Below are 23108 nucleotides of genomic sequence, written 5' to 3'. Positions count from 1 at the left end.
CCCGCGGCGAGTCCCGCGTCCGCGCTCACGCGACGCCGTAGATCGACTGGAGCTCGACGTACTCGTCGAAGGACTCGGGTCCGTACTCACGGCCGATGCCGCTGGCCTTGAAGCCGCCGAACGGCATGGTGAACTCCGGCCCGTAGCCGTTGATCCCGAAGGTCCCCGTGCGTACCCGCCGGCCGATGCTCAGTCCGCGTGCCCGGTGTTTGGTCCAGACGGACCCGCCGAGGCCGTAGGGGGAGTCATTGGCGATCCTGACGGCGTCGTCCTCGTCCTCGTAGGGAATCACGACGACGACCGGTCCGAAGACCTCCTCGCGGGCGATCCGCATGTCGTTCGTGACATCGCGGAACACCGTCGGCCGCACGTAGTGACCGCGCGGGTCGCCCGTCTCACCGGGGCCGCCGGCCGCCGCGACCGCGCCTTCGGCCAGCCCGATCTCCAGGTAGGACGCGACCCGCTCCCGCTGGCGGGCCGAGACGAGCGGTCCGACGTACGTGTCGGCCAGGGCCGGGTCTCCGACCGCCAGCGACGAGGCCATCGCCGCGAACGCCGCGCAGAACTCCTCGTAACGCGACCGGGGCGCGAGCACCCGGGTCTGCGCGACGCACGCCTGGCCGTTGTTCAGGAAGGAGGCGAAGCGCAGGCCGTCGATCGTCCGGCCGAAGTCCGCGTCCTCGCAGACGATCGCGGCGGACTTGCCGCCGAGCTCGAGGCTGCAGCGGGCCAGCCGTTCGGCGCACGCCTTCCCGATCCGCGCCCCGACGGCCGCGCTGCCCGTGAAGGCCACCTTGTCGACGCCGGGATGCTCGCTCAGCCGGCGACCGGCCTCCGCGCCGCCCGTGATCACGCTGACGACGCCGGGCGGCAGGTCGGCTTCGGCGAGCATCGTCGCCAGGAGCATGGCGTCCAGGGGCGTCTCCGGTGCCGGCTTCACGACCGCCGTGCAGCCGGCGAGCAACGCCGGCATCAGCTTCGCGATGATCGTCACCTGCGGCACGTTCCACGGCGTGATGATCCCCACGACACCGGACGGCGCCCGCCTGAGCAGGTTGCGCCCCCGGCGCCGCTCCCAGTCGTACCGTTCGGCGAAGGCGAGCGTCTCCCCCATCAGGTACCAGGGCCCCAGCCCGTGTGCCTGCTCGGAGAACCAGGCCGGCGAGCCCATCTCGCCGGTCACCAGCGCGGCCATCTCCGCGGTCCGCGCGCCGTAGCGCTCGACGAAGGGCCGCAGCGCCGCGATCCGCTCGGCCGGCGACAGCCACGGCCACGGACCCTCGTCGAAGGCGCGCCGGGCGGCGGCCACAGCCACGTCGATGTCCTCGGCGACGGCGCCCGGCGCCGTGCCGACGGCGGCGCCGTCATGCGGCGAGCGGACCTCGACGGCGACGTCCGTTCTCGGTTCCACCCAGGCGCCGTCGACAAAGAAGCGCTGGTACTCGTGCACGGCTTCACCCTTCTGGGCCGGTCGGACGGCAGGACGCGGCAGGTTCCCGTCGGCGGGCGCGGCCATCAGCCGCCCCGCTCGGCGACGAGCGCGGATCTACTGATCTTCGTCGCGGCGCTGCGCGGCAGCTCGGCGACGAACTCCACCGTCTTCGGCGCCTTGTAGGACGCCAGCCGCGCCTTCACGAACTCGATGCATTCCTGCTCCGTCGGCCCGGTGGTGCCCGGCCGGCGCTCGACGATCGCGTGTATCCGCCGGCCCCAGGCGGGGTCGGACAGCCCGACGACGACGACATCGGCGATATCCGGGTGCTCGGACAGCGCGCCTTCGACCTCGGCGGGAAAGACGTTCGCGCCACCGGTGATGATCATGTCCACCCGGCGGTCCGCCAGATAGAGGTAGCCCTGCTCGTCCAGGTGCCCCATGTCGCCGGCCGTCCCGAAACCGTCGGGAGTGGTCGGCAGCAGCGGCGCTCCCCCGAGATAGTCGTAGGCCCCGGTAACGGGCGAGCGCAGGTAGACGTCGCCGTACGTCCCGGCCGGCACCGGATTCTGGTTCTCGTCCAGAATCCTGAGCTCGGTGCCGCGGAAACCCCGCCCGACGCTTCCGGGATGGGTGAGCCACTCGTCGCCGCGAATCGCGACCAGCCCGAGCTGCTCCGTCATGCCGTAGGCCATGATGACCTTCTCGGGCGCCAGCAGTTCGAACCACCGGCGCAGCAGCGCGGCCGGCATCATCGCGGCGCCCTGCAGGATCCATTCGACCCGGGACAGGTCTCGGCCGTCGATGCCGGGAACGGCGGCGAGGCGCTGCAGCATGGTCGGCGTCGCGGTGAAGGTGGTGACGCCCTCGCGCTCGATCGCGTCGACGGCCGCCACGGCGTCGAACTTCTCCATGATGACCAGGCGGTCACCGCCGAGCAGCGAGTTGAGGGTCATGAAACCGTTGGTGTGATACATCGGCGCGGGCACGAGAACGACCTGCGGATGTGTCACCGGGCCGCCGAAGTTCTCGGCGAACGGCGTCGAGAGCTCCGCGGTCCACCGGCCTGGCCGGGTGTTGACGATGACCTTGGGCGTGCCGGTGGAGCCGCTGCTGCAGATGCCGAACGAGTGCGGCGAGGTGACCGTGGGGAGCGGGTCGGCCGGGAACGCCGCGGCCTCGGCCCGCAGGGCTGGCGCGGTTCCCTCGTCGATCACCACCCGGGCGGCGACGACCGCGAGGACCCGCTCTCGTTCCCAGGCGGGCAGGTCCCAGCGCACCGGAACGGGCACGGCGCCCACCTTCCAGGCACCGAGCGCTCCCAGGACCAGCTCGACCGAGTTGTGGACCAGCAGCGCGACGCGATCCCCGGCCGCCAGCCCGCGGGCCGCCAGCGCCCGGCCCCACCGGTTCGCGCCGTCCTCCACCTGCTGGCGGTCGAGCGCCTCGCGACCGCCGTCCTGGCGGACGACCACCACGGACAGCCGGTGCGGGTCCGCCGCGGCGAGGTCGCTCAGCCGCTGGCCGATCGGGACTCCCACGGCCGTCGTCATCGCCGGGCCCCTGTCGTGGCGGCGGCTCCCGGCGGGCGTAACGGCGCGGGGGCGAGCGGGCCGGACTCGACGGCGTGCAGGTCGATCCGTGGCACGACGACCCGGGGGTCGAGCCCGTCGAGGTAGCCGACCGCCGAGGCCACGTCACTGGCCTGGATGGCGTGCATCTCGAAGGTCACCGTCTCCAGCATCGCGGTCTCGACCGGCGCGGGAACGATCACGTTGACGTGGATGCCGTCCCGGACGACCTCGCCGCGCAGGGCGTCGGCGAAGGCGTTCACGGCGCCCTTGGACGCCGAGTAGGCGGACCGGCCCTTCATGCCCTGGGAGCCGGCGGAGGAGGAGATCAGGACGATGCGCCCACGGACCGGCATGATCGGCAGGACGCCCTGCACGGCCACGAAGGTCGAGCGGAGGTTGGCCCGGATCACCGCGTCGAACTGCTCGATCCGTTCCTTCCGGACGAACGTCCCGCGAAGGACGCCGGCCGAGTGGACGAGCAGGTCCACCTGTCCACACGCGGCCACCACCCGGGCGAACTCGTCGGGTTCCGCGCAGTCGGCCGCCACGAACCGGCAGCCGATCTCGCGGGCCGCCTCGGCCAGCGGCTCGGCGCGGCGTGCGGTCAGCACCACGTCGTAGCCGCGCTCGTGAAGGACCAGCGCGCACGCCCGGCCGATGCCGCCGCTCCCGCCGGTGACGATCGCTGTTCGCGTTGCCACCGCGTCAGGCCTGAACGTCGACGACCACGCGGCCGGAGATCTCGCCGGCCAGGATCTGCTCGCCGAGCTTCACGATGTCGCTGAGCGGCTCGACCTGGGTGACGCGGTCGAGCAGGCTGACCGGCAGATCGCTGGCCAGCCGCGACCAGGCGGCGTCGCGCAGGTCGGGCGGGCACATCACCGAGTCGATGCCGAGCAGGCTCACGCCCCGCAGGATGAACGGCAGGACGGTGGCGGGCAGGTCGTTGCCGCCGGCCAGCCCGCAGGCCGCGACGGCACCGCCGTACCGGATGGAGGCCAGCACGCTCGCGAGCGTCTGGCTGCCGACCGTGTCGATCGCCGCGGCCCAGCGCTCCTTGCCGAGGGGCCGCCCGGGGGCGGCGAGCTCGGCCCGGTCGATGATCTCGGCCGCGCCGAGCTCGCGCAGCAGCGGATGGGCGTCCGGGGAGCCGGTCGAGGCCGTGACCTCGTAGCCGAGCGAGGCCAGCAGCGCCACCGCGAGGCTGCCCACTCCCCCGCTCGCCCCGGTGACCAGGACCGGGCCCGCGCCCGGTCGCAGACCGGCCCCCTCCAGCGCCGTCACGCACAGCATCGACGTCAGCCCGGCCGTCCCGATGGCCATGGTCTGCCGCAGCGACAGGCCCTCGGGCCGCGCGGTGACCATCGAGGCCGGCACGCGCTGGCGCTGGGTGTAGCCGCCGGGCCTGGTCTCCGACAGGCCCCACCCGGTGACGAGGACCTCGGCGCCGACCCGCACGGCCGGGTTCTCCGACGCCGCGACCGTGCCCGCGAGGTCGGCACCACAGGTCATCGGCAGCTTCCGCGCGATCCGCCCCGCCCCGGTCACCGCCAGGCCGTCCTTGTAGTTCAGCGACGACCAGCGCACGTCGATCGTGACGTCGCCGTCGGGCAGATCGTCCGCGGCCAGGTCCACCAGGGACGCCGGCGGGACGTCGGTCAACACCACTGCACGCACCATGCGGATTCCTTCACAATGTCAGTTCGTCTGGCGGCGTAAGCCGAGGATGTCGTTCTCGCGGGCCGTTACGGCGAAAGCACGCCGGGAAGCGTCTGGAAACCGCGGACGAGCGTGGACTGGACCGGAATCGGTGGTCCCGTGACGAAATTCGGGAACCGGGCCAGCAGTTCCTCCAGCACGACGCGGGCCTCCAGCCGGGCCAGCGACGCGCCGAGACAGAGGTGCTCACCGAAACCAAAGGAGATGTTGGGGCCGGGGGCGCGCGCGACGTCGAAACGGTCGGCGGTGGGTCCGAAAACCAGCTCGTCGCGATTACCCGACGCGTAGAGAAGGACCAGGAAGTCGCCGGCGGCGATCTGCTGCCCGTGCAGCGTCAGGTCCTCGGTCGCGGTCCGGCCGAAAGCCTGGATGGGCGTCGTCCAGCGCAGGCACTCCTCGACGGCGGCCGGAATCCGGTCCGGTTCGCGCACGAGCGCGGCCCGCTGCTCGGGATGCGCGGCCAGCGCGGCCAGCGTTCCCGAGAGCAGGTGGCGCGTGGTCTCGTTGCCGGCGACGAGCAGGGTGAGGCCGAACATCCTCACCTGCTCATGGGACAGTGGTTCGCCCTGGTACTGGGCCTGCCACAGCCGGGAGACCAGGTCGTCGCGGGGCTCGGAACGGCGCTGGTCGGCGAGGCGCATGAGGTAGGTGAGCAGCTCCCCGGACTCGGCGTAGACCTCCGCCGTCGGGTGGTCGATCACCTCGATCACCGCGTCGGACCACCGGCGGAACGTCGCGAGATCGGCGGCGTCGATGCCGAGCAGCTCGGCGATGACCCGCACCGGAATGGGCGCCGCGATCTCGCCCACGAGGTCGATCTCACCCCTGGGGTCGGCCGCCTCCAGCACCTCCCGCGTGATGACCCGAATCCGTTCCTCCAGCCGGCCCACCGCCCGCGGCGTGAACTGGCGGTTCGCGACGCCTCGGTACCTGCTGTGGTGCGGCGGGTCGATATGGAGCAGCGACGTCTCGTCATTGACGGCGCCGTGGACCCGGATCGGGTCATTGACGAGCACACCGCGGCCGGAACAGAAACGGTGCGGCTCCCGGCTGATCATTCGGATGTCCTCGTAACGCGTCACCGCCCAGAGACCGTCCGGCGTGCGCGCGACCGGAGCCTCGCGGCGGAGCCTGGCCAGGATCTCGAAATAGTCGGGACGCTCGAAAAGGCCGGGGACCGTAAGCATCGGCCCCGGGGCCGTGACAGGTGTCATAAGTCCTCGCTCCCCGCTTGAATGAATTCTTACAGCGCTCAAGTTGAGGCGTCAAGCGTGGCCCAGCACCGCGCTCAGTCGCGCGAGGTGGTCCTGAGCAGTTCCCTGGTGCCGGCCAGGAGGAGATCCAGGCCGGTCTCGAAGGCGTCGGCGGGCCGTGCGCCGGCGGGGCCCGGCTCAGCCGGCGCCGCGCTCTCGGCGACGGCTCGGCCCTCGAAGATGAGCCGGCCGAACAGATAGATCGTGAACGCCTCACCGAGCGCGTCCGACTCCGCCCGGTCGAAACCCGCCTGGCGCAGCGCGCGCCGCAGCTCGGAGGACAGCCGGCGCATGTTCGGCGTCTCGGACGTCCGGCTCAGCAGCAGCGCCGCCACGCCCGGGTAGCGGGCCAGCTCCGAGCGCGCGGAGATGAACATCTCGCGCAGCCGCTTCTCCCACGGCTCCTCGGAGTCGGGTACCCGGACGTCGGCCAGGACCGCGTCCGCGACCAGGTCGAACAGCACCGTCTTGCTCGGCACGTGGTAGTAGCTGGCCATCGAGGACAGGCCGAGCTCGGCGGCGAGACCTCTCATGGTCAGGTTGTCGGCGCCCTCGCGCGCCACCAGCCGGAGGGCCGCCGCGACGATCTCCCGCTCGCTGAGATCGGTCCGCCGACGGCTTCGTCCCGGTCTCGCTGCGGCGGCACCGCCGTCGGACACGTCGCTCATGACGCCACCAATCGTAGGGCAGCCGCGCGGGCCGGCCGAGCGCCCAGCCGGCCGGTGGGCGGCGTCAGGTGAGCGGGAGCTGAACGGTCACGAGGCCCTTGGCCTGGACGGCGCCGTCCTGGTTACGGGCAACGACCTCGACGCTGGCCACGTGGACCCGCCGGCGTTCCTCGCGGACCTGGGTGACGGTACCGGACAGGAAGGTCGCGTCGCCGGTCAGCACGGGGCTGCGATACCTGATGTCGGCGTGGTAGATGCTCCCCCATTCCCCGGCCCAGGCCGCGACGAGGTCGAGCAGCCACGAGCCCACCGACGCGCCGTAGCCATAGCCGCGCGGCATCCCGATCCGCCGCGCCCAGGCGGGCTGCAGGTGGCCGCGCGAAGGCCCGTAGTACGCGCCGTCGGTCTTCTCCGGGTTGGTCCGCTCGAGCTCTCGGTCCCCTTCGTGACCAGCCATCTCCTTCGTGTAGCCGAGATCCTCGCCGCGCACCGACGTCGGGCCCTTGGCCATCGCGCCCCAGGTGGTCATCGGGTACGCCCGCCACTCGGTCGCGAAGCTCGCCAGGCTGTGCGGGCCCAGCACGTTGGGCGGCAGCCGGTCGCCGACCGTGACACTGGACAGCAGGCGCTTGTCATGGCCGAGCGCCTGGAGCTGGTCGATGAACTCCTGCTTCGTCTTGTCCAGCTCGGCCAGCTGCTGCTCGGTCCACTCCGGCTCGCCGCCGCCGGCGTCGTAGAGCTTCTTCTCGGCGGCCGCGCGCACCTTGTAGCGAATCGCGGTCGACCGCTGCAGCGCGATGCGTTCGCCGCGCTGGTTGATGTAGAGCGTGTCGCCACGCTGGAAGCACGTCGGCCCGGCGAAAGCCGTCTGCCGCACCTTGAAGTCGAAGGGCTGGCGATGACACAGAATCCTGTCACCGGGGCGGATGCGGCCCTCGAAGAACCACCACTCGTCGCCGCCGAAGACCAGGTGCGAGTCCGGGATCCGTCCCACCTGGGCGGGCGCGCAGCCATGGCTGGTATCGGTCGCGACTGTGAAGGACTGGGGGGCGACGAAGCCGCCGAACCGGCTCCGCGCGGCCCACGACTCGTCGTAGTGCAGCGGGTTCGGGTAGTGCATCGCCTGGACCCACCGGCGGATGTCGTTGACGGCGACCGGCTCGCGCAGCTGTCCCGGCATGATCGGCACACCCATGTGGCGCCCCAGATCGGAAACGTCCAGGTCGTCATTCGTCTCCTGGCCCACGGCCATTCAACCCACCTTCCAGATTGGTCGTCGTCTTCGCGGCGAGGCGCGGCTCGACGAGCTGGCGAAGGTCGTCGTCTCGCACCTTGGTCCCGCTCTCGGTGAGCGGTATGCCGCCCGGCTCGAAGACCAGAATCCGTTTCGGAATCTTGTAGGACGCGATCCTGGGACGAAGGAAGGCGCGCACCGACTCGGCGTCGGCTCCCTCCGTGAGCTCGACGCACAGCACGGCGATCTGGCCGAGCCGCTCGTCGGGCATTCCCAGCACCCTGGCGAGCCGGACGTCCGGGCAGGCCCGCAGCTGCACCTCGATCTCTGCGGGTGAGACGTTCACGCCGCCGGTCCTGATCATCTCGGTACGGCGGCCGGTCCAGTGCAGCTCGCCGTCGTCGTCGAGGTGCCCGAGGTCGCCGGTGTGCAGCCAGCCTTCGGCGTCGAAGGTCTCGGCCGGGTCCTTGCCCAGGTAGCCCTTCATCAGCGTCATGCCGCGGACGAGCAGCTCGCCTTCCACGCGGCGCTCGACCACCCGGCCGCTGCCCGGGTCGATCACCTTGATCTCGGCTCCCGGCACGATCCCGCCCAGGCTTCGCCGCATCGCCTCGCGGCCGGCGTCGCTCGGGTGCGCCGAGATGAAGGCGCAGGTCTCGGACATCCCCCAGCCCACCGGCATCTGCCAGCTCGGGTCGCCGTGGACGGTCGGGTGGCGCGAGAACACCGACTTGCCGAAGACCTGCCGCAACGACGACAGGTCGGTCGTCCACCAGGCCGGATGTTCCTTCAGGGCGCGGGCCTGGTGCGGCAGCGTGTACGGCTCGGTCACGCGCTCACGCTCCATGAGGCGAAGCGCGTGCCCGGGATCGAACCCTTCCTGCATCACCCAGCAGCCACCCGCGGCCAGCGTGGCTCCCATCGCGGTGTTCATGCCGGCCGTCCAGAACAGCGGCAGGGCGGTCCACATCCGGGTGGCCGGCGTGCGGCCGAACAGCCGGGCCTGAACCCAGAACTGGACGGTCGGCGCTCGCTGCGTGTGCAGCACCCCCTTGGGCCGCGCCGTCGTCCCCGAGCTGAAGATGACCAGGCCGTCGGAGTCGGGGGTCAGCTCCGCCTGGATGTCGTCGAGGAGCGCGTCGGGCACCTCGGTTCCTTCGTCCAGGAAGGAGTCCCAGTCCCGCCCGACGGCGGCGACCCGACAGGGCGCCCGGTCGAGGTCGGCCGCGAAGTCCCGGTTGCCCATCCGGGTCTGCGCGAGGAGCACGGCCGGGTCGGCCAGCGCGAGCAGTGTCGCCAGCTCCGGCCCGGTGGAGAAGGTCGACAGCGGAACGACGACGGCCCCGGCGATCGCCGCGCCGAAGAACGCGGCGACGGCCTGTGGCCGGTTCGCCATGAGAATCGCGACGCGGTCCCCGGGGCGGACCTTGCCCGCGATCAGCGAGCGGGCCACGGCGCGACCGCGGGTGAGCAGCTCGCCGTAGCTCCACCGGACGGTCTGACCACCGATCAGCGGGTCGTCGAAGACGAGCGCCTCGCGATACCGGTGCTCGGCGCAGACCTGCGCGATGAACGCCGCCAGCGTCGTCGATCGCACGTAGTCGACCGACGACAGCGGCGGTCCCGCGCCTATGGCCTCCATTTTCCTGTCACCTCCGGCTGGTCTCGGCTCGCCGGCCTGGCTGCGCTGGTGGCCATCAGCCGTTGAACTTCTCGATCCGACGCAGGACGTCGGCCACGAGCGGGTTGTCGTCCTCGGTCGGGCCCGGGTACGCGGTCCCGGCCTTCGCCGCCAGCCGCGCCTGCCGCTGGTTGACGCAGGCCGACCGGACCAGCGCGAAGATCTCGTGCCAGGCGAAATGGCGCAGCTCCCGGCCGAGCAGGCTCTGGTAGCTGTCGACGACCGCGTCGTGGTCGAGGAAACCGGGCACCGAGCGGCGGGTCCAACGGGCCAGCAGCGAGTCGAGGGCGAGATTCCAGGCGAGGTCCATCTCCGCCGGGCCGATCGTCGCCAGGTCGAAGTCCAGCACGGCGACGATCCGCCGGTCGTCGTCGCACATCACGTTCCCGTAGCGGGCGTCACCCCAGAGCAGCGAGCGCGCCGGGTCGTCGCTCGGCGCCGTGGCCAGGCACCACTCGACCGCCTCGACGAGTCCGGCCGGCGGCGCGTCGTCGGTGTCCCACCGCACGTAGTCCGCCCACCACTGGACGTCCTGCCGCAGCGAGGCCCCGGCGCCGCGCACGATCTTCTCCAGGCCGCCGGCGGCCCAGTCCACGGTGTGCAGCCGGGCGAGCTGCCGCAGGAAGTCCCACTGCAGCCGCGCCTGCTGCTCGACGCTCGCCGACATGACGAACTCGTCCATCGTGATGATCTCGCCGGGCACCCGCCCCTGGACGCGCTCCATCAGCAGGAAGGGCGAGCCGAGCCACGCGGGGTCCTCCTCGACCGCGATCACGGTCGGCGCCGGGAGCCCGTGCCCGGCCACGACCCGCTGGACCTCCGCCTGCACGCGCAGGTCGTAGGAGGGGAACGCCGGCAGCAGCGGCGGCAGCCGCAGGACCGCCTCGAGGCGGTGGGGCCGGGTGTCCTGCGTCCAGGTCACGGTGAGCAGCAGCGTCTCGTTGGAGTGGCCGACCGACGGCCGGCGCCACTCGGTGAGCGTGAAGTCGCCACCCCCGGGGTGACGGGCCGCCAGCCACGCCAGCACGCCGGCGCTGACCACCGCGTCGTCGCGGATGTCGCCGGCTACCATCGGGCGGCCCGCCCGACCGACGAAGGTCGCCGCGGCCCGCCCAGTGGCCGGTCGACGGTCGTCACCGCAGCACCGACAGGCCGCCGCGGCCCGCCGCCGCCATCGCGTGCGTGAGCGAGCTGTAGCTCTCCACCATCCCGAAACTGACCTCTCCGTCGCATTCGAACCGCGCGTGGAACTGGTCGAGCCCACCGACCCGGACCCGCGTCCCCGGGTCGTTCACGTCGTAGGACTCGCCCCCGACGACGAGGCTCCGGCCGTCGCCGACCTTCATGCCCTGCCAGATGTCGCCGTCCGGGGTGCCGCCGTTCGGCCCGCCGTACATGCCGCAGCGCAGGAAGGCGATCTGGTTGCCCAGCCGCTCGAACGTCATCGTCCGAACCGAGCCGTCCTTGTGGACGAGGTCGAACTCGCCACCGGTGAGCTGGTCGGTCTCCGGCTCGAAGCGCAGGCGGTAACGCCGGTCCTGCAACAGCCCGCTGCCCCGCTTCGGGTCCCCCAGGTTGCGCAGCAGATGGTCGACCCAGACCGACCAGTCCGGGAACTCGACGAAGACGCTCGGGACGGGATGGGTGAAGCCCTGGTAGAGCGCCGGCCCGCCCACGCCGTCGCGGGTTCCCCAGTGGTGGTCCCGCGTGCCGAGATGGCTGGTCGGCGTCACCTCGAAACGTTCACCGTCGACCTCGACCCAGCCATCCTGGTGGCCGAAGCCGTCATAGCCGGCGACGCCGCTGAAGGGCCGGCTGCCCACGATCGCCCCGGCGCCGAGGTTGCGGAAGATCGGGCGCTTGGTGTCGAACCAGCTGAGGTCGAACCGCACACCCTGGTCGTTCTCGCCGAGCGTCAGCCGCCATTCCCGGAACGGCGCCACCACCTCGAAGGCGATCGGGCCGACCGCGAGCGTCGTCCGGTCCGGCCCCAGCGGGCGGTGCGCCCGCACGGTGATGTGCCTGCCGCGCAGATTGACGATCGCGAACGCCTCCGCGGTGGCCAGGTTGGGATAGAACGCGACGCCGCAGACGACCAGCAGCTCGCCGACACGGTCGTGGCAGGTGAACCAGACCCGCTCGTAAGCCTGGAGGTCCGGCGTCCACATGACCGCGACGGGTGTCGGGTGGTTGTGGATCAGGTACTCGTCGAGCCCGGTCAGGGGAAAGTGCTCGGCACTGGCGTCGACCGCCAGCCGAGTCCGCGCGTCGTCTCCGTCGGTCACGCGGCCGCTCCCATCAGGTTGCCGGTATCGGGCACGAGCACACTGCGGATCGACTCGCCGGCGCGCATGGCGTCGAAGGCCTCGTTGACGTCCGCCAACGGCAGGCGGCGGGTGACCGTGGCGGCGATGTCCAACCGCCCGGTCTCCACCAGGGAGACCAGCATGGGGAAGTCGCTGCGGACCTGGCTCGACCCGTAGAAGCAGCCCACCAGACGTTTCTCCCGCGCGAACAGCTCGTACGCCGGGAAGGTCACGGTCTCGTCCTGCCGCGACATGCCGACGATGACCGCCGTTCCGCCGTCCCGGACGGCGTCGTAGGTCGCGAGGATCGTGGCGGGCCGGCCCACCACGTCGAAGGCGTAGTCGACACCGCGTCCCCTGGTCAGCTCATGCACCGCGGCGGCCGGCCCGTCGGGTCCCGGGTCCACCGCGTCGGTCGCGCCCAGAGCCAGGGCCTTCTCCCGCTTGAAGGCCACCGGGTCGACGGCGATGATCCGGCTCGCGCCGGCGATGCGGGCTCCCTGGACGACGAACTGCCCGACACCGCCGCAGCCGATCACCGCCACCGTCGATCCGGGCCTGACCCGGGCGGTGTTCAGGGCGGCACCGACGCCGGTCGCCACCCCGCAGCCGATGAGCGCCAGCTGCTCGGCCGGCAGGTCGGTGTCGACCTTGACGAGGGACCACTCGTGCACCGCCAGCTCCTCGGCGAACGCGCCAAGACCGCTCATCGCCGTCGTCAGGGCGCCGTCCGGCCGCCGCCAGCGCTGGGTGACGGACACGCGGAAGGCACGGCGGCAGAACTGGCCGCGCCCGCGCACACAGTTCCAGCACTCCCCGCACAGCGGCACGAAGCTCGCGATGACCCGGTCGCCGGGCCGGACCCGGGTCACCTGGCTACCGGTCTCGAGGACGGTTCCAGCCGCCTCGTGGCCGAGGACCACGGGCGGCGGGAACGGCACCCCGCCGGTCAGGATCGTCAGGTCGGAGTGGCACACGCCGCTCGCGTCGACCCGGACCGCGACATCGTGCGGGCCGAGCGGGTCCCGCTCCAGGTCCTCGAGGACCAGGGGCTGGTCGTAGGCGGTCATCACAGCGGCGCGCATCCAGCTGACTCCTTCACCACACGCGGAGCACGGACATCGGACACCGAGGCGCTGGCCGGGGGCGATGACGCCTGGGGGCCGCGACACGGTCATCTTTACACTGCTCAAAACGGCGTTCAACAAATGCGCCCGGGACGGACGGTTCGCCTTCCGGGCGGCCTGACCGTCGCGCGGGCCGCGATCCCGGGAGCCGGCCGGGCCGGCCGCCGGCCGGCCTACGTCGCTGGTCGCGGGGCCGTCGACGCCCCTTCGCCGGGTTCGCCGGCGGACGCGAAGAGGGCTGGCAGGGCGGCGCGCAGCGGCTTGCCCATGGCGTTGCGGGGCAACGCGTCGAGCACGAGGACACGCTCGGGGACCTTGTAGCGCGCGAGGCTGGCCCGGCAGTGGGCGATACACGTCGCCTCGTCCGTCGCGCCGGGACGGGTCACCTCCGCGACGGCGACGACCCGCTGGCCCAGCCGCGGGTCGGGCAGCCCCAACGCGACGGCCTCGCGGACCCCGTCGACCTGCGCGAGAACCCGCTCGACCTCGGCCGGGTAGATGTTCGCCCCGCCGCGCATGATGAGCAGCTTCAGCCGGTCGTGAATCGACAGCCAGCCGTCGCCGTCCACCCGGCCGATGTCGCCGGTACGGAGTTCCGCGCCCTGGAAGGAGACCAGCCCGTCGCTGGTCCACTCGCCCAGCATCGGCGTGTAGGCGCCCTGCCACGGCCCGGCGTGCGCGGCGCGGACGAGGATCTCGCCCAGCTCCCCGGTGGGTACGGGTACGCCCTCGTCGTCGACGACCCGCACGTCCAGGTGCGGCAGCGGGACACCACTGGCTCCGGGGACATGCCGCCCCGGCGGGTCGATCGTCACGACCGTCGGCGCCTCGGTGAGCCCATAGGTCGCGCACACCGGTACACCGAACCGGTCGCGAAACGCGGCTCGCAGCTCCTCGGGGCAGTTGGCGCCGCCGGACCACACCTCCGTCAGCGACGCCAGCCGCTCGGGAGTGAGCTCCGGGTCATGGAGCAGGCTGTGCAGCAAGGCCGGGACACCGTTCCAGACCGTGACGGACTCACGCTCGATCCACGCCGCGACGCCGCGAGCGTCGCGACGGTCGGTCAGCACACAGCAGCCGCCCGCGGCCGAGGTCAGCAGCGTCGTCAGCACGACGAGGTTGAGAATGGTCAGCGGCAGGCAGTCGCCCTTGCGCAGGCTCCCGTCGTAGCCGCGGTCGGCGGCGAGCGCCGCCGCGGGCAGCAGCAGGTTTCGCTGGGAGTGCACGACGCCGCGCGGGAGACCGGTCGTGCCGCTGGTGAAGGCGATCGCCGCCGGCAGATCCGGGTCCGGCGCCGGCCGTCGCGGCGCCCCGGCGTGCGCGCGCAGGCCGGCGGCCCAGTCGCCCGACGGGTCCGCCGGGTCGACGAGCAGTGGCGACGGCCGCCCGAGGGCCCTGGCCGTCGTGCGCGGCTCGTGCTCGGCGGCGTAGCCGGCCGGGTCGACCAGGACGAGCGCGGGCCGGGCGACGGCCAGCAGGGCGTCCTTCTCCGGCCGGGCGAGCGCGCGGCCGAGGCCCACCCAGATCGCGCCGAGCCGCGCCACCGCGTGGAACGCGACCACGATGTCGAGATCGTTCGGCAGCGCGGCGGCGACCCGGTCACCCGGCCGGACCCCACGCTCAGCCAGGAACCCCGCGGCCGCGTCGGCCACCGCGTCGAGGGCCGCATAGGTCAACGTCCCACTCGGCCCCACCACGGCGGGCCTGTCCGGGGCATCGGCGAGCACCGCGTCGAGGGCCTCCGTGATGGCGCGCGCGCGGGTCACGCCCACCGCGCTCCCCGGCGGGCGCCCGGCAGCCTCGGCTCCCGTTCGCCGGCGGCGCGGCTGCCGCAACGGCACTCCCGCGGCTCCCACTCCGACAGTGCGTGAGACATCGTTACCTGTCCTTCACCGGATCGAACGGCCACGGGGGCCGGCACCGCGACGGCAGCCCCCCGGTGCCCGCCGGGTCCGCGACCACGGCCGAGTCGTCGTGTACCTCGGTCACAGCCCGCCCGTCGGGCGGTTGGCTGGCCCGCGACGGCGGGGCCCTTGACCAATTTGAGCATTGTAAAGTATCCATGGGGCCGACGGGAGACGCACCACGGAAGACGGCGCTGACCGTGGGACCAGCCTCACCGGCGAGCGAGCTCGACCGCGTGGCCGCGACGAAGCCCGACCGAGTACCGGCGGACCCGGCAGCACAAGGCAACGAGGGAGACGGCCGTGAGGATCATTCATCGATTACGTGGGCGGGCCCCTGTCGCGGCGGCCGCCGTCGCCCTCGTCGGACTCTCCACAGTGCTGACCGCCTGCGGATCGTCCGCGCCGGCGGCCAGCGCCTGTCCCCTGCCCGCGCCCGGCGTGACAGCCGGCACGATCAAGGTCGGATACGTCTATCCCGACACCGGACCGGCCGAGATCGCCTCCACGTTCAAGTCGGCCCGCAGCGGCGTCGAGGCCCGCATCGACCTGCAGAACGCTCACGGCGGCGTCAACGGCCGGCGGATCGACCTGGTGTGGAGAGACGACCAGTCCGACGAGCAGGCTTTCTCCGGCGCCGCGCACGAGCTGGTCGACACGGAGAAGGTCTTCGGCCTCATCACCACGTCGACGGCCCTGGACCAGTCGGCCGGCTGGCTGGCGAGGGAGAACGTCCCGGTCGCCGGAACCGCGTCGAGCGCCATCTGGAGCGACTACCCCAACCTCTTCCACGCCGGCAACCTGTACAACGGCGGAGGCACCTCCGTGTTCGGCGACTTCGTCAGGGCGGAGGGCGGGACGAGGGCGCTGGTCATCGTCGACCCGAACGCCGCCGCCTCACAGGGCCTCGCCGCGCAGCTCACGCCCAGCCTGCGAAGCCGTGGGATCCAGGTCGTCGGCGAGGTGACGTACACCGACGGCGTCACCAATGCGGCACGGGTCGCCGACCAGCTGAGGAAGTCCGGCGCGGACACCCTCGTCGGTGCCGCTCAGCTGGAGCCCTTCCTGGCCGTCTACTCGGCGGCGAAGGCTCTCGGCGTCAGGTTCAACGTCGCGCTGAACCTGACGGGCTACAGCCCCGACCTGCTCGCCCAACGCGGCGCCGACATGGCCGGCATGTCCATTCCGTCCAGCATCGGCGCCCCCGGCTCGCCCGCCATGGACACCTACCTGGCCGCGATGAGCGACTATGCCCCCGAGGCCAAGGACCCGGCGGACGAACTCGCCATCGGCGGCTACGTCGTCGCCGACGAGATGATCAAAGGCCTGGAACTCGCCGGTACGTGCCCCAGCCGCCAGGCGTTCATCCGGAATCTTCGCAACGTCACCGACTTCACGGCCGGCGGCCTGATCTCCCCGCTCGACCTGAGCCACCCCAAACAGCCCACCCTTTGCCAGACCTTCATCGACGTCGACAAGACCGGCACCAGATTCGTCTCCGTGCCGCCACCCACCACGCTCGACCACGACGGCTACTGGTGCGGCACGTCACTCCGCTGAGGCGCCGGCTGACCTCGCCGCGACGAACCGAACGACGTCAGCTCGCTGGTGCTGTTCCTCGCCTCCGACGTCTCCAACTACATCACCGGCCTCAACCTGCGCCTCGACGCCGACGGCGTGCTCAAGGGCGAACCCGCCTTCTGACCCTCCACCGACCGCCGCCGGCCCCGGGGCCGGCGGCACGTCCGTGTTCGGCGACTTCGTCCGTCCACCGGTCAGAACCGCCGGAGCACGCCGAGGACCCGGCCCGCGAGCGCCGGGTGACAGATGAGTACGTCGGGAAGGTAGGGATTCGGCCGGTTGTAGAGCAACGGGCTCCCGTCGAGCCGCGAGACGTGCAGGCCGGCCGCGGCGGCGACCGCCACGGGCGCGCAGGAGTCCCACTCGTACTGGCCGCCGGAGTGGGCGTAGACGTCGGCCTCACCCCGAACGACGGCCATCGCCTTGGCGCCGGCCGAGCCCATGGGGACCAGCTCGGCGTCCAGGTGCCCGCGGAGGTGGTCGACACAGGCCGGCGGCCGGCTGCGCGACACCGTGAGACGAATCGGGCCCTGCCTGGCGGGCGGGAGCACCGGAGGTGCGCCCGTGCGCAGGACGAGGCCCGCGGCGGGCAGCGCTACGGCGCCCACCGCGGGCCGTCCCCGGATCGCCAGCGCGACGTGGACCGCCCAGTCCGTCCGGGGCGGTTCGCCGTACTCGCGGGTGCCGTCGAGTGGATCGATGATCCAGACGCGCTCCCGGTCGAGGCGCGCGAGGTCGTCGACGCTCTCCTCGGACAGGACGGCGTCGTCGGGGCGCGCCTCGGCCAGCAGGCGAAGCAGCAGCTCGTTCGACTGCCGGTCGCCTTCGGCGCCACCCTGCGAGCGGATGTCGAGCAGACGCGCGCCGGCGTGGACGGCGAGCCAGGCCGCCAGCGTGTGGTCGTCCATGGCCTCAGTCCCGCCGCAGGAGCAGGCAGCCGGCCGGCACGCCGCCGCCGGCGCTGACGACCGCCGTCCTCGCGCCGGCGACCTGGCGAGCGCCGCCGTCGCCCCGCAGCTGGACGACCGCCTCGTGCAGGAACCCGTACCCGTGGGTACGCCCGGCCGACAGCTGGCCACCGTGCGGGTTGAGCGGCAGCTCGCCGTGCAGGCCGATCCGCTTGCCGCCGTCGAGGAAGTCCGCCGCCTCCCCGATCCCGCAGAAGCCGAGCGCCTCCAGCCAGGACAGCGCGACGAAGGTGAACCCGTCGTACAGCAGCGCGACGTCGACGTCGGCCGGGCGCAGGGACGTGCGGCTCCACAGGTGCGCCGCGGGGCCGAAGACGTTCGGCATGTGGCTGACCGTGCCCTGGTCCCAGGACTGACGCTCGTCGAGGGCGGTACCGACCGCCTCCACGAGAACGGGCGCCCGCAGGTCACGCGCCGCGTCGACGGCCGAGACGACGAAGGCGGTTGCGCCGTCGCAGGGCACGTCACAGTCGTAGAGACCGAACGGGGTCGTGATCGTGCGGGCCGCCAGGTAGTCGTCCATGCTCAGCGGTGAGCGGTAGATCGCGGCGGGATTCAGGCCGGCGTGCGCGCGGGCGTTGACCGCGATCCAGCCGAGCGTCTCGCGGCTCGCCCCGAAGCGGGCGAAGTAGTGCGAGGCGTACTGGGCGACCCACTGCGCCGCCGACGCGGCCCCGAACGGCAGCTGGTACTGGAAGGAGCCGGTCACCCGTCCGCCGGGAGGAAGCGCGAGCTGGCCCTCCCGCAGCAGGGTCGTGTGCGTCGACTCCCAGACCGTCCGGAAGCACAGGACGTGCTGGCACAGCCCGCCGGCGACGGCGAGCATCGCCGCGATCACCGAGCCGAGCTGGCCCGAGCTCTCGTCCCCGCCGTTGATCCACGCCGGGTGGACCCGCAACGCCTCCTCCACGGCGCCGACGCCGCCCTCGGAGATGCCCATAGGTTCGAGGAAGCCGCCGGGATAGGTGGACAGGCCGTCGATGTCGTCCATCGTGAGCCCGGCGTCCGCGACGGCCGCCCGGCACGCCTCGACGGCCAGCTCCACCGGTGGCCGCATCAGCCGCCGCCCGATGCGCGACTGCCCGGCGCCCGTGATGGCCACCCGCTCCTCGAACCGGCGAGAGCCGGCGGCCACCGGCCGGCGCGCCGGCCTCGGCAGGGCGCACGAGGGCGGCAGTGGCGCGAACGAGGCCGCCGTGGCCTCCACCGGCATGCCCCACGGATCAGGCTCGAACAGCGGCAACCAGACGTCCTCCTGCTGTACGAACCGGACCCGTACCGGCATGCCGATCACGACGTCCTCGGGCGCGCACCCGACGACGTTCGTCGTCAGCCGGACGGCGGGATCGTCCACGAGCGCCACGACCGCGACGACGTACGGCGGGGGGAAGTCCGGCAGCCAGTGCTGCCCGTTGACCGACACGGACAGCACGTGGCCACGGCCCGAGACGGCGTGCACGGCCAACTCGCCGCCGTCGCCCCGCGGGCACACGACCTGCGAGGGGTGCAGCAGGAGCCCGCACGCGCCGCAGCGGTAGAGCCGCAGCTCGCCCCGCTCGCCGCCGGTCCAGAACGGGCGGGTGTGCGGGGTGACAGCGGGCAGCGGCCGGACCACAGCCGGCCCCGGGGTGCCCTCGACCTCGGTCACGAGGCCGCGAGACCGGCGATCGACTTGGTCTCCAGATACTGCTCGAAGCCCTCGACGCCGTTCTGCCGGCCGATCCCGCTCGCCTTGCGGCCGCCGAACGGAACGTCGGCGCCGTAGTAGATCCCGCCGTTCACCGAGACCGTGCCGGCCTTGAGTCGCCCGGCCACCGCCAGCGCTCGTTCCGCTGAGCCGCTGGTGACCGCGCCGGACAGGCCGTAGGGGCTGTCGTTCGCGATCCGGACCGCGTCGTCGTCGTCCTCGAACGGGATCATCACGAGGACCGGGCCGAAGATCTCCTCGCGGGCGATCGTCATCGTGTTGTCGACGTCGGCGAACAGGGTCGGCTCGACGTAGAAGCCCTTCGGGAGGTGGCTCGGCCGACCGCCGCCCGTCACCAGCCGGGCGCCCTCCCGCAGGCCCGCCTCGACGTAGCCGAGCACGCGGTCGCGCTGGCGGGCGCTGATCTGGGGGCCCTGGATGTTCGCGGGGTCGGTCGGGTCGCCGTACGGCACGTTCGCGAAGCTCGCCGCCACCAGCTCGACGGCCTCGTCGTAGCGGGACCGGGGCACCAGCAGCCGGGTGGTCATCGCGCAGCCCTGGCCGGCGTGCATGCAGACGAACGAGGCGAAGGCCAGCTTCGCCGGGAGGTCGGCGTCGTCCAGGACGATGTCGGCGGACTTGCCGCCCAGCTCGAGGAAGAGGCGCTTGAGGCCGGCGGAGCCCCTTTCCATGATCCGCCGCCCGGTGGCGGTGGACCCGGTGAAGGAGATCAGGTCGACGCGTGGGTCGTCGACCAGGGCTTCCCCGAGCGCGTGGTCGGCCGAGGCGACGACGTTGACGACGCCCGGCGGGATGTCGGTGTGCTCCGCGACCAGCCGGCCGATCCGGGTGGTGGTCCAGGGCGTGTCCGGCGCCGGCTTGAGGACCAGCGTGTTGCCGGTGGCGAGGATCTGGCCGAGCTTGCCGAGAGTGATCTCCAGCGGGTAGTTCCACGGTGTGATCGCCCCGACCACCCCGACCGGCTCCTTCACCGCCTTCCGCCAGCTCCGCATGCCGAACTGGTTGCCGGTCGAGAGCTCACGCTCCCAGGGGAACTCGTCGATCGCTCTGGCCGGCCAGAGCAGCGCGTCCTCCAGCGGCAGCTCCAGCTGCGCCATGTACGTCGTGGCGACCGGGCAGCCCACCTCCGCGACCAGTTCGGCGCGGATCTCCTCGCGCTCCCGTTCCAGCGCTTCCTGCAGCTGCAGCAGGCACCGCTTGCGCAGCGCGCGGTCGGTGGACCAGGTCGTCGTGTCGAAGGCGACGCGGGCGCTCGCGATCGCCGCGTCGAGGTCGACCAGGTCGGCGTCGGCCGTCGACCCGAGGATCTCCTCGGTCGCGGGGTTGATGTTGTCGAACGTGCGGCCGCTTGCCGCGTCCGTCAGCTTTCCACCGATGAGCAGCCTCGACTCGCCGCTCATGGCAGCACCCGGACCGGAACGTTCGAGTAGCCCAGAACATTGGTCATGTTGACCCGGCGGAGACCGCTCTCGTCGACCTCGAAGCGCGGCATGTGGCGCAGCAGCCGCTCCAGCGCCACCCGCCCCTCGATCCGGGCGAGCGCCGCGCCGAGGCAACGGTGGGCGCCGAAGCCGAACGCGAGGTTCATCTGCGGCTCGCGCCGGATGTCGAACCGCTCCGGGTCCTCGTAGGCCCGCTCGTCGCGGGTGGCCGCGCCGATGAGCAGCAGTGCCGCCGCCCCGGCCGGAATGGTCACGCCGTGCCCGGTGTACTCCCGAGCCAGGCATCGGGCCGTGTAGGTGGCCGGCGGGTCGTAGCGCAGCACCTCCTCGACGGCGTTCGGGATGAGCTCGGGCCGCTCCTGCAGCAGCTGCCACTGGTCGGGGTGGCGGCCGAACAGGACGACCGCGTTCCCGATGAGCTTGGTGACGGTCTCGGCGCCGGCGCCGCCCAGCAGCGAGATGAAGGTGGTGATCTCGATGTCGTCGAGGGCGGTCTTCGTCCCGTCCTCGCGGAGCACCTCGGCCTCGATCAGCATGCTGATCATGTCATCGCCCGGGTTGTTCCGGCGCTCGACGGCCAGCGTGTAGTAGTAGGTGGACAGCTCGATGGCGACCCTCATCTGGTCGTCGGTCATGGCGGGCGAGTTGTCACGGCCGAGGATGTAGTCGATGCCGTGGCGCATCCAGTCCCGTTTCTCGGCCGGGATGCCCACCATCCGCGAGATGATCTCCATCGGGAAGAGCGCGGAGAAGTCGGCGACCGCGTCGAACTCCTGCCCGAGACCGCCCGCATAGTGCTCGATCACGGCCACGACCTCGGGTTCCAGGCCCTGGATGACGCGGGGCTGAAACGCCCGGCTCACCAGCAGCCGCATCCGGGTCTGCTCCGGCGGGTCCATCTGGATGATGCCGGCGTGGGCGACCTGGCCCTCCTGGATGGAGTGCAGCTCGATACCGCGCGTCGACGAGAAGGTCGCCGTGTCCTTGAGCGCCTCCGCCACGTCGGCGTGCCGGGAAAGCGCGTAGAAGTTCTGCTTCTCGTTGTAGTAGACCGGCGCCTCGTCGCGGAGCCGGCGGTAGGCCGGCTGCGGGTCGTTGTAGAAGGACTGGGCGAACGGGTTCCAGTCGAACGGGCTGGCTGGGGCGCTGACGGGAAGGGCCGGCTCGGCGGCGTGGGCGGTCGTCACAGGATGTCTCCTTGCTGCTTGTGGCGATCGATGTCGTCCCAGCCGAGCCCGAGGTCGAGCAGGATCTCCTCGGTGTGCTGACCGTGTTCGGGAGCGCCCGAGGGGCTGGCTGGGGTCTCGTCGAACTGGACGGGGTTGGCCGCGAGCTCGAAGGCGGCGCCGCTCGTCGCGGTGAGCGTGGCGAGATACCCGTTCGCGAGCGCGGCCGGGTCGTCGTGAAGTTCGGCGGCGGTCTGCATTCCCGACCAGGGGCCGGCCAGTGTCGCCAGTGTGTCGCGCCATTGCGCATAGGTCCGGCTGGCGAATGTCTCCGACAGCAGGCGGTAGAGCTCGGCCCGGTTGTGGAAGCGGGCCGCGGCGTCCGCGTAGCGGGGATCCGCGATGGACCCGTCCAGGCCGAGGTGCCGGCACAGGTCCGGCCAGTAGCGGTCGGACTGCAGCATCATGAGGCAGATCTGCCGGTCGTCCGCGGTGCGGTAGTAGGCGACCAGAGGGTTCGGTGGCTCGTCGCGGCGGAAGCTCGGCAGCTCGACGCCTTCGTACAGCTTCGCGGCCGCCACGTCCGGCCCGAGGTTCCACAGCGCGAGCCCGAGCAGCGAGACGTCGACCACCGACGCGGCCCCGTTGCGCTCCCTGGCCAGCAGCGCGGCGCAGATGCCCCCGGCCAGGGCCATTCCACCCATGACATCGCCGAATGCCGGGCGCCCACCCACGGGAAAATCGGCTTCCGGCGGGGTCAGCGCGTCGGCGACTCCCCCGCGCGCCCAGTAGCTGACGCCGTCGAAGCCGGGGGTGTCGACGTCGGGACCACGCGGCCCGTAGCCGGATCCGCGCACGTAGATGACGTCCGGATTGACGGCGCGCAGGTCGTCCACGTCGATGCCGAGCTTCCTGCGCACGTTCGGCAGGTAGCTGGTGAGAAAGACGTCGGCCTGCCGCACCAGCGCCAGGAGCAGGTCCCGGCCGCCCTCGGTGGACAGGTCGATGCCGATCGAGCGTTTCCCCCGGTTGGGGACCTCCATCATGTAGTTCACGCCGCCGGCACCGGCGGGCACCAGGCCGGACGTCACCAGGCCGCGCTGCGGGTCACCGGTCAGCGGCTCGACCTTGATGACGTCGGCGCCCCATTCCGCGAGAACCGCGCCGGCGGACGGGACGAAGGTCCACCCGGCCACCTCGATGACCTTGATGCCAGCTAAGACGTCATTCACGAAACGGAACTCCTGCCGTTTGAAAGCCGTGTCGCCCCGCGACGGCATGCGAAATACAACCGGTCAGGCCGGGCCTGCCGAATTGTGTTGTGGACCGCTGCGGGGTCAGCCTG

At 72.1% G+C, this 23108-nt stretch carries 18 protein-coding genes; 1 reads left to right on the top strand and 17 read right to left on the bottom strand.

Features of this window, described 5'->3' with window-relative positions:
• Window positions 1-25: 25 nt before the first annotated feature.
• The 12 genes from FRAEUI1C_RS16580 to FRAEUI1C_RS16525 form a co-directional block, all read right to left on the bottom strand.
• Window positions 26-1450, bottom strand: a complete 1425-nt coding sequence (locus FRAEUI1C_RS16580) for an aldehyde dehydrogenase (RefSeq protein WP_041260925.1) — start codon at window positions 1448-1450, stop codon at window positions 26-28.
• 65 nt (window positions 1451-1515) lie between these two features.
• Complete coding sequence (locus FRAEUI1C_RS16575) at window positions 1516-2985, bottom strand: class I adenylate-forming enzyme family protein (RefSeq protein WP_013424464.1); 1470 nt, start codon at window positions 2983-2985, stop codon at window positions 1516-1518.
• The gene (locus tag FRAEUI1C_RS16570; RefSeq protein ID WP_013424463.1) at window positions 2982-3707 is read right to left on the bottom strand and encodes an SDR family oxidoreductase; all 726 of its coding nucleotides are present in this window, start codon (window positions 3705-3707) and stop codon (window positions 2982-2984) included. Before FRAEUI1C_RS16570 ends, FRAEUI1C_RS16575 begins: the two co-directional genes overlap by 4 nt.
• Window positions 3708-3711: 4 nt before the next feature.
• Window positions 3712-4686, bottom strand: a complete 975-nt coding sequence (locus tag FRAEUI1C_RS16565; protein ID WP_013424462.1) for an MDR family oxidoreductase — start codon at window positions 4684-4686, stop codon at window positions 3712-3714.
• Window positions 4687-4751: 65 nt separating this feature from the next.
• Window positions 4752-5939, bottom strand: a complete 1188-nt coding sequence (locus FRAEUI1C_RS16560; protein WP_013424461.1) for a cytochrome P450 — start codon at window positions 5937-5939, stop codon at window positions 4752-4754.
• A gap of 74 nt (window positions 5940-6013) precedes the next feature.
• On the bottom strand, window positions 6014-6646 hold the full coding sequence (locus tag FRAEUI1C_RS16555) for a TetR/AcrR family transcriptional regulator (protein ID WP_013424460.1): 633 nt from the start codon (window positions 6644-6646) through the stop codon (window positions 6014-6016).
• 64 nt (window positions 6647-6710) lie between these two features.
• On the bottom strand, window positions 6711-7898 hold the full coding sequence (locus FRAEUI1C_RS16550; protein ID WP_013424459.1) for an FAS1-like dehydratase domain-containing protein: 1188 nt from the start codon (window positions 7896-7898) through the stop codon (window positions 6711-6713).
• The gene (locus FRAEUI1C_RS16545) at window positions 7873-9522 is read right to left on the bottom strand and encodes a class I adenylate-forming enzyme family protein (protein WP_013424458.1); all 1650 of its coding nucleotides are present in this window, start codon (window positions 9520-9522) and stop codon (window positions 7873-7875) included. Before FRAEUI1C_RS16545 ends, FRAEUI1C_RS16550 begins: the two co-directional genes overlap by 26 nt.
• Before the next feature lie 55 nt (window positions 9523-9577).
• Window positions 9578-10633, bottom strand: a complete 1056-nt coding sequence (locus FRAEUI1C_RS16540) for a phosphotransferase family protein (protein WP_013424457.1) — start codon at window positions 10631-10633, stop codon at window positions 9578-9580.
• A 61-nt stretch (window positions 10634-10694) separates the two neighbouring features.
• Entirely contained in the window at window positions 10695-11846 is a 1152-nt protein-coding gene (locus FRAEUI1C_RS16535) for an Rv3169 family protein (RefSeq protein WP_013424456.1), read from the bottom strand.
• On the bottom strand, window positions 11843-12952 hold the full coding sequence (locus FRAEUI1C_RS16530; protein WP_013424455.1) for a Zn-dependent alcohol dehydrogenase: 1110 nt from the start codon (window positions 12950-12952) through the stop codon (window positions 11843-11845). The genes FRAEUI1C_RS16535 and FRAEUI1C_RS16530 overlap by 4 nt, the downstream gene beginning before the upstream one ends.
• A gap of 215 nt (window positions 12953-13167) precedes the next feature.
• The gene (locus FRAEUI1C_RS16525; protein ID WP_013424454.1) at window positions 13168-14760 is read right to left on the bottom strand and encodes a class I adenylate-forming enzyme family protein; all 1593 of its coding nucleotides are present in this window, start codon (window positions 14758-14760) and stop codon (window positions 13168-13170) included.
• 441 nt (window positions 14761-15201) lie between these two features.
• On the opposite strand from FRAEUI1C_RS16525, the gene FRAEUI1C_RS16520 reads away from it, so the two are divergent.
• Window positions 15202-16458 carry an ABC transporter substrate-binding protein gene (locus FRAEUI1C_RS16520; RefSeq protein ID WP_013424453.1) on the top strand — a complete coding sequence of 419 codons (1257 nt, stop codon included), beginning with the start codon at window positions 15202-15204 and terminating at the stop codon, window positions 16456-16458.
• Between the two features lie 215 nt (window positions 16459-16673).
• Here FRAEUI1C_RS16520 and FRAEUI1C_RS16515 read toward each other — a convergent pair whose 3' ends face one another.
• The 5 genes from FRAEUI1C_RS16515 to FRAEUI1C_RS16495 are packed head-to-tail and all read right to left on the bottom strand — an operon-like array spanning window position 16674 to window position 22995.
• On the bottom strand, window positions 16674-17387 hold the full coding sequence (locus FRAEUI1C_RS16515; protein WP_013424452.1) for a 3'(2'),5'-bisphosphate nucleotidase CysQ: 714 nt from the start codon (window positions 17385-17387) through the stop codon (window positions 16674-16676).
• A 4-nt stretch (window positions 17388-17391) separates the two neighbouring features.
• Complete coding sequence (locus tag FRAEUI1C_RS16510; protein ID WP_013424451.1) at window positions 17392-19095, bottom strand: thiolase C-terminal domain-containing protein; 1704 nt, start codon at window positions 19093-19095, stop codon at window positions 17392-17394.
• Complete coding sequence (locus tag FRAEUI1C_RS16505) at window positions 19092-20555, bottom strand: aldehyde dehydrogenase family protein (protein WP_013424450.1); 1464 nt, start codon at window positions 20553-20555, stop codon at window positions 19092-19094. Before FRAEUI1C_RS16505 ends, FRAEUI1C_RS16510 begins: the two co-directional genes overlap by 4 nt.
• Entirely contained in the window at window positions 20552-21784 is a 1233-nt protein-coding gene (locus FRAEUI1C_RS16500; protein ID WP_013424449.1) for a cytochrome P450, read from the bottom strand. The genes FRAEUI1C_RS16505 and FRAEUI1C_RS16500 overlap by 4 nt, the downstream gene beginning before the upstream one ends.
• Entirely contained in the window at window positions 21781-22995 is a 1215-nt protein-coding gene (locus FRAEUI1C_RS16495; protein WP_013424448.1) for a CaiB/BaiF CoA transferase family protein, read from the bottom strand. Before FRAEUI1C_RS16495 ends, FRAEUI1C_RS16500 begins: the two co-directional genes overlap by 4 nt.
• Between the last annotated feature and the right edge of the window lie 113 nt (window positions 22996-23108).

The sequence above is a fragment of the Pseudofrankia inefficax genome (genome assembly GCF_000166135.1).
In the GTDB taxonomy this organism is placed as follows: Bacteria; Actinomycetota; Actinomycetes; order Frankiales; family Frankiaceae; genus Pseudofrankia; species Pseudofrankia inefficax.
The sequence above is the reverse complement of the archived record's forward strand: the minus strand, read 5'-3'. Positions and strand labels throughout refer to the sequence as shown.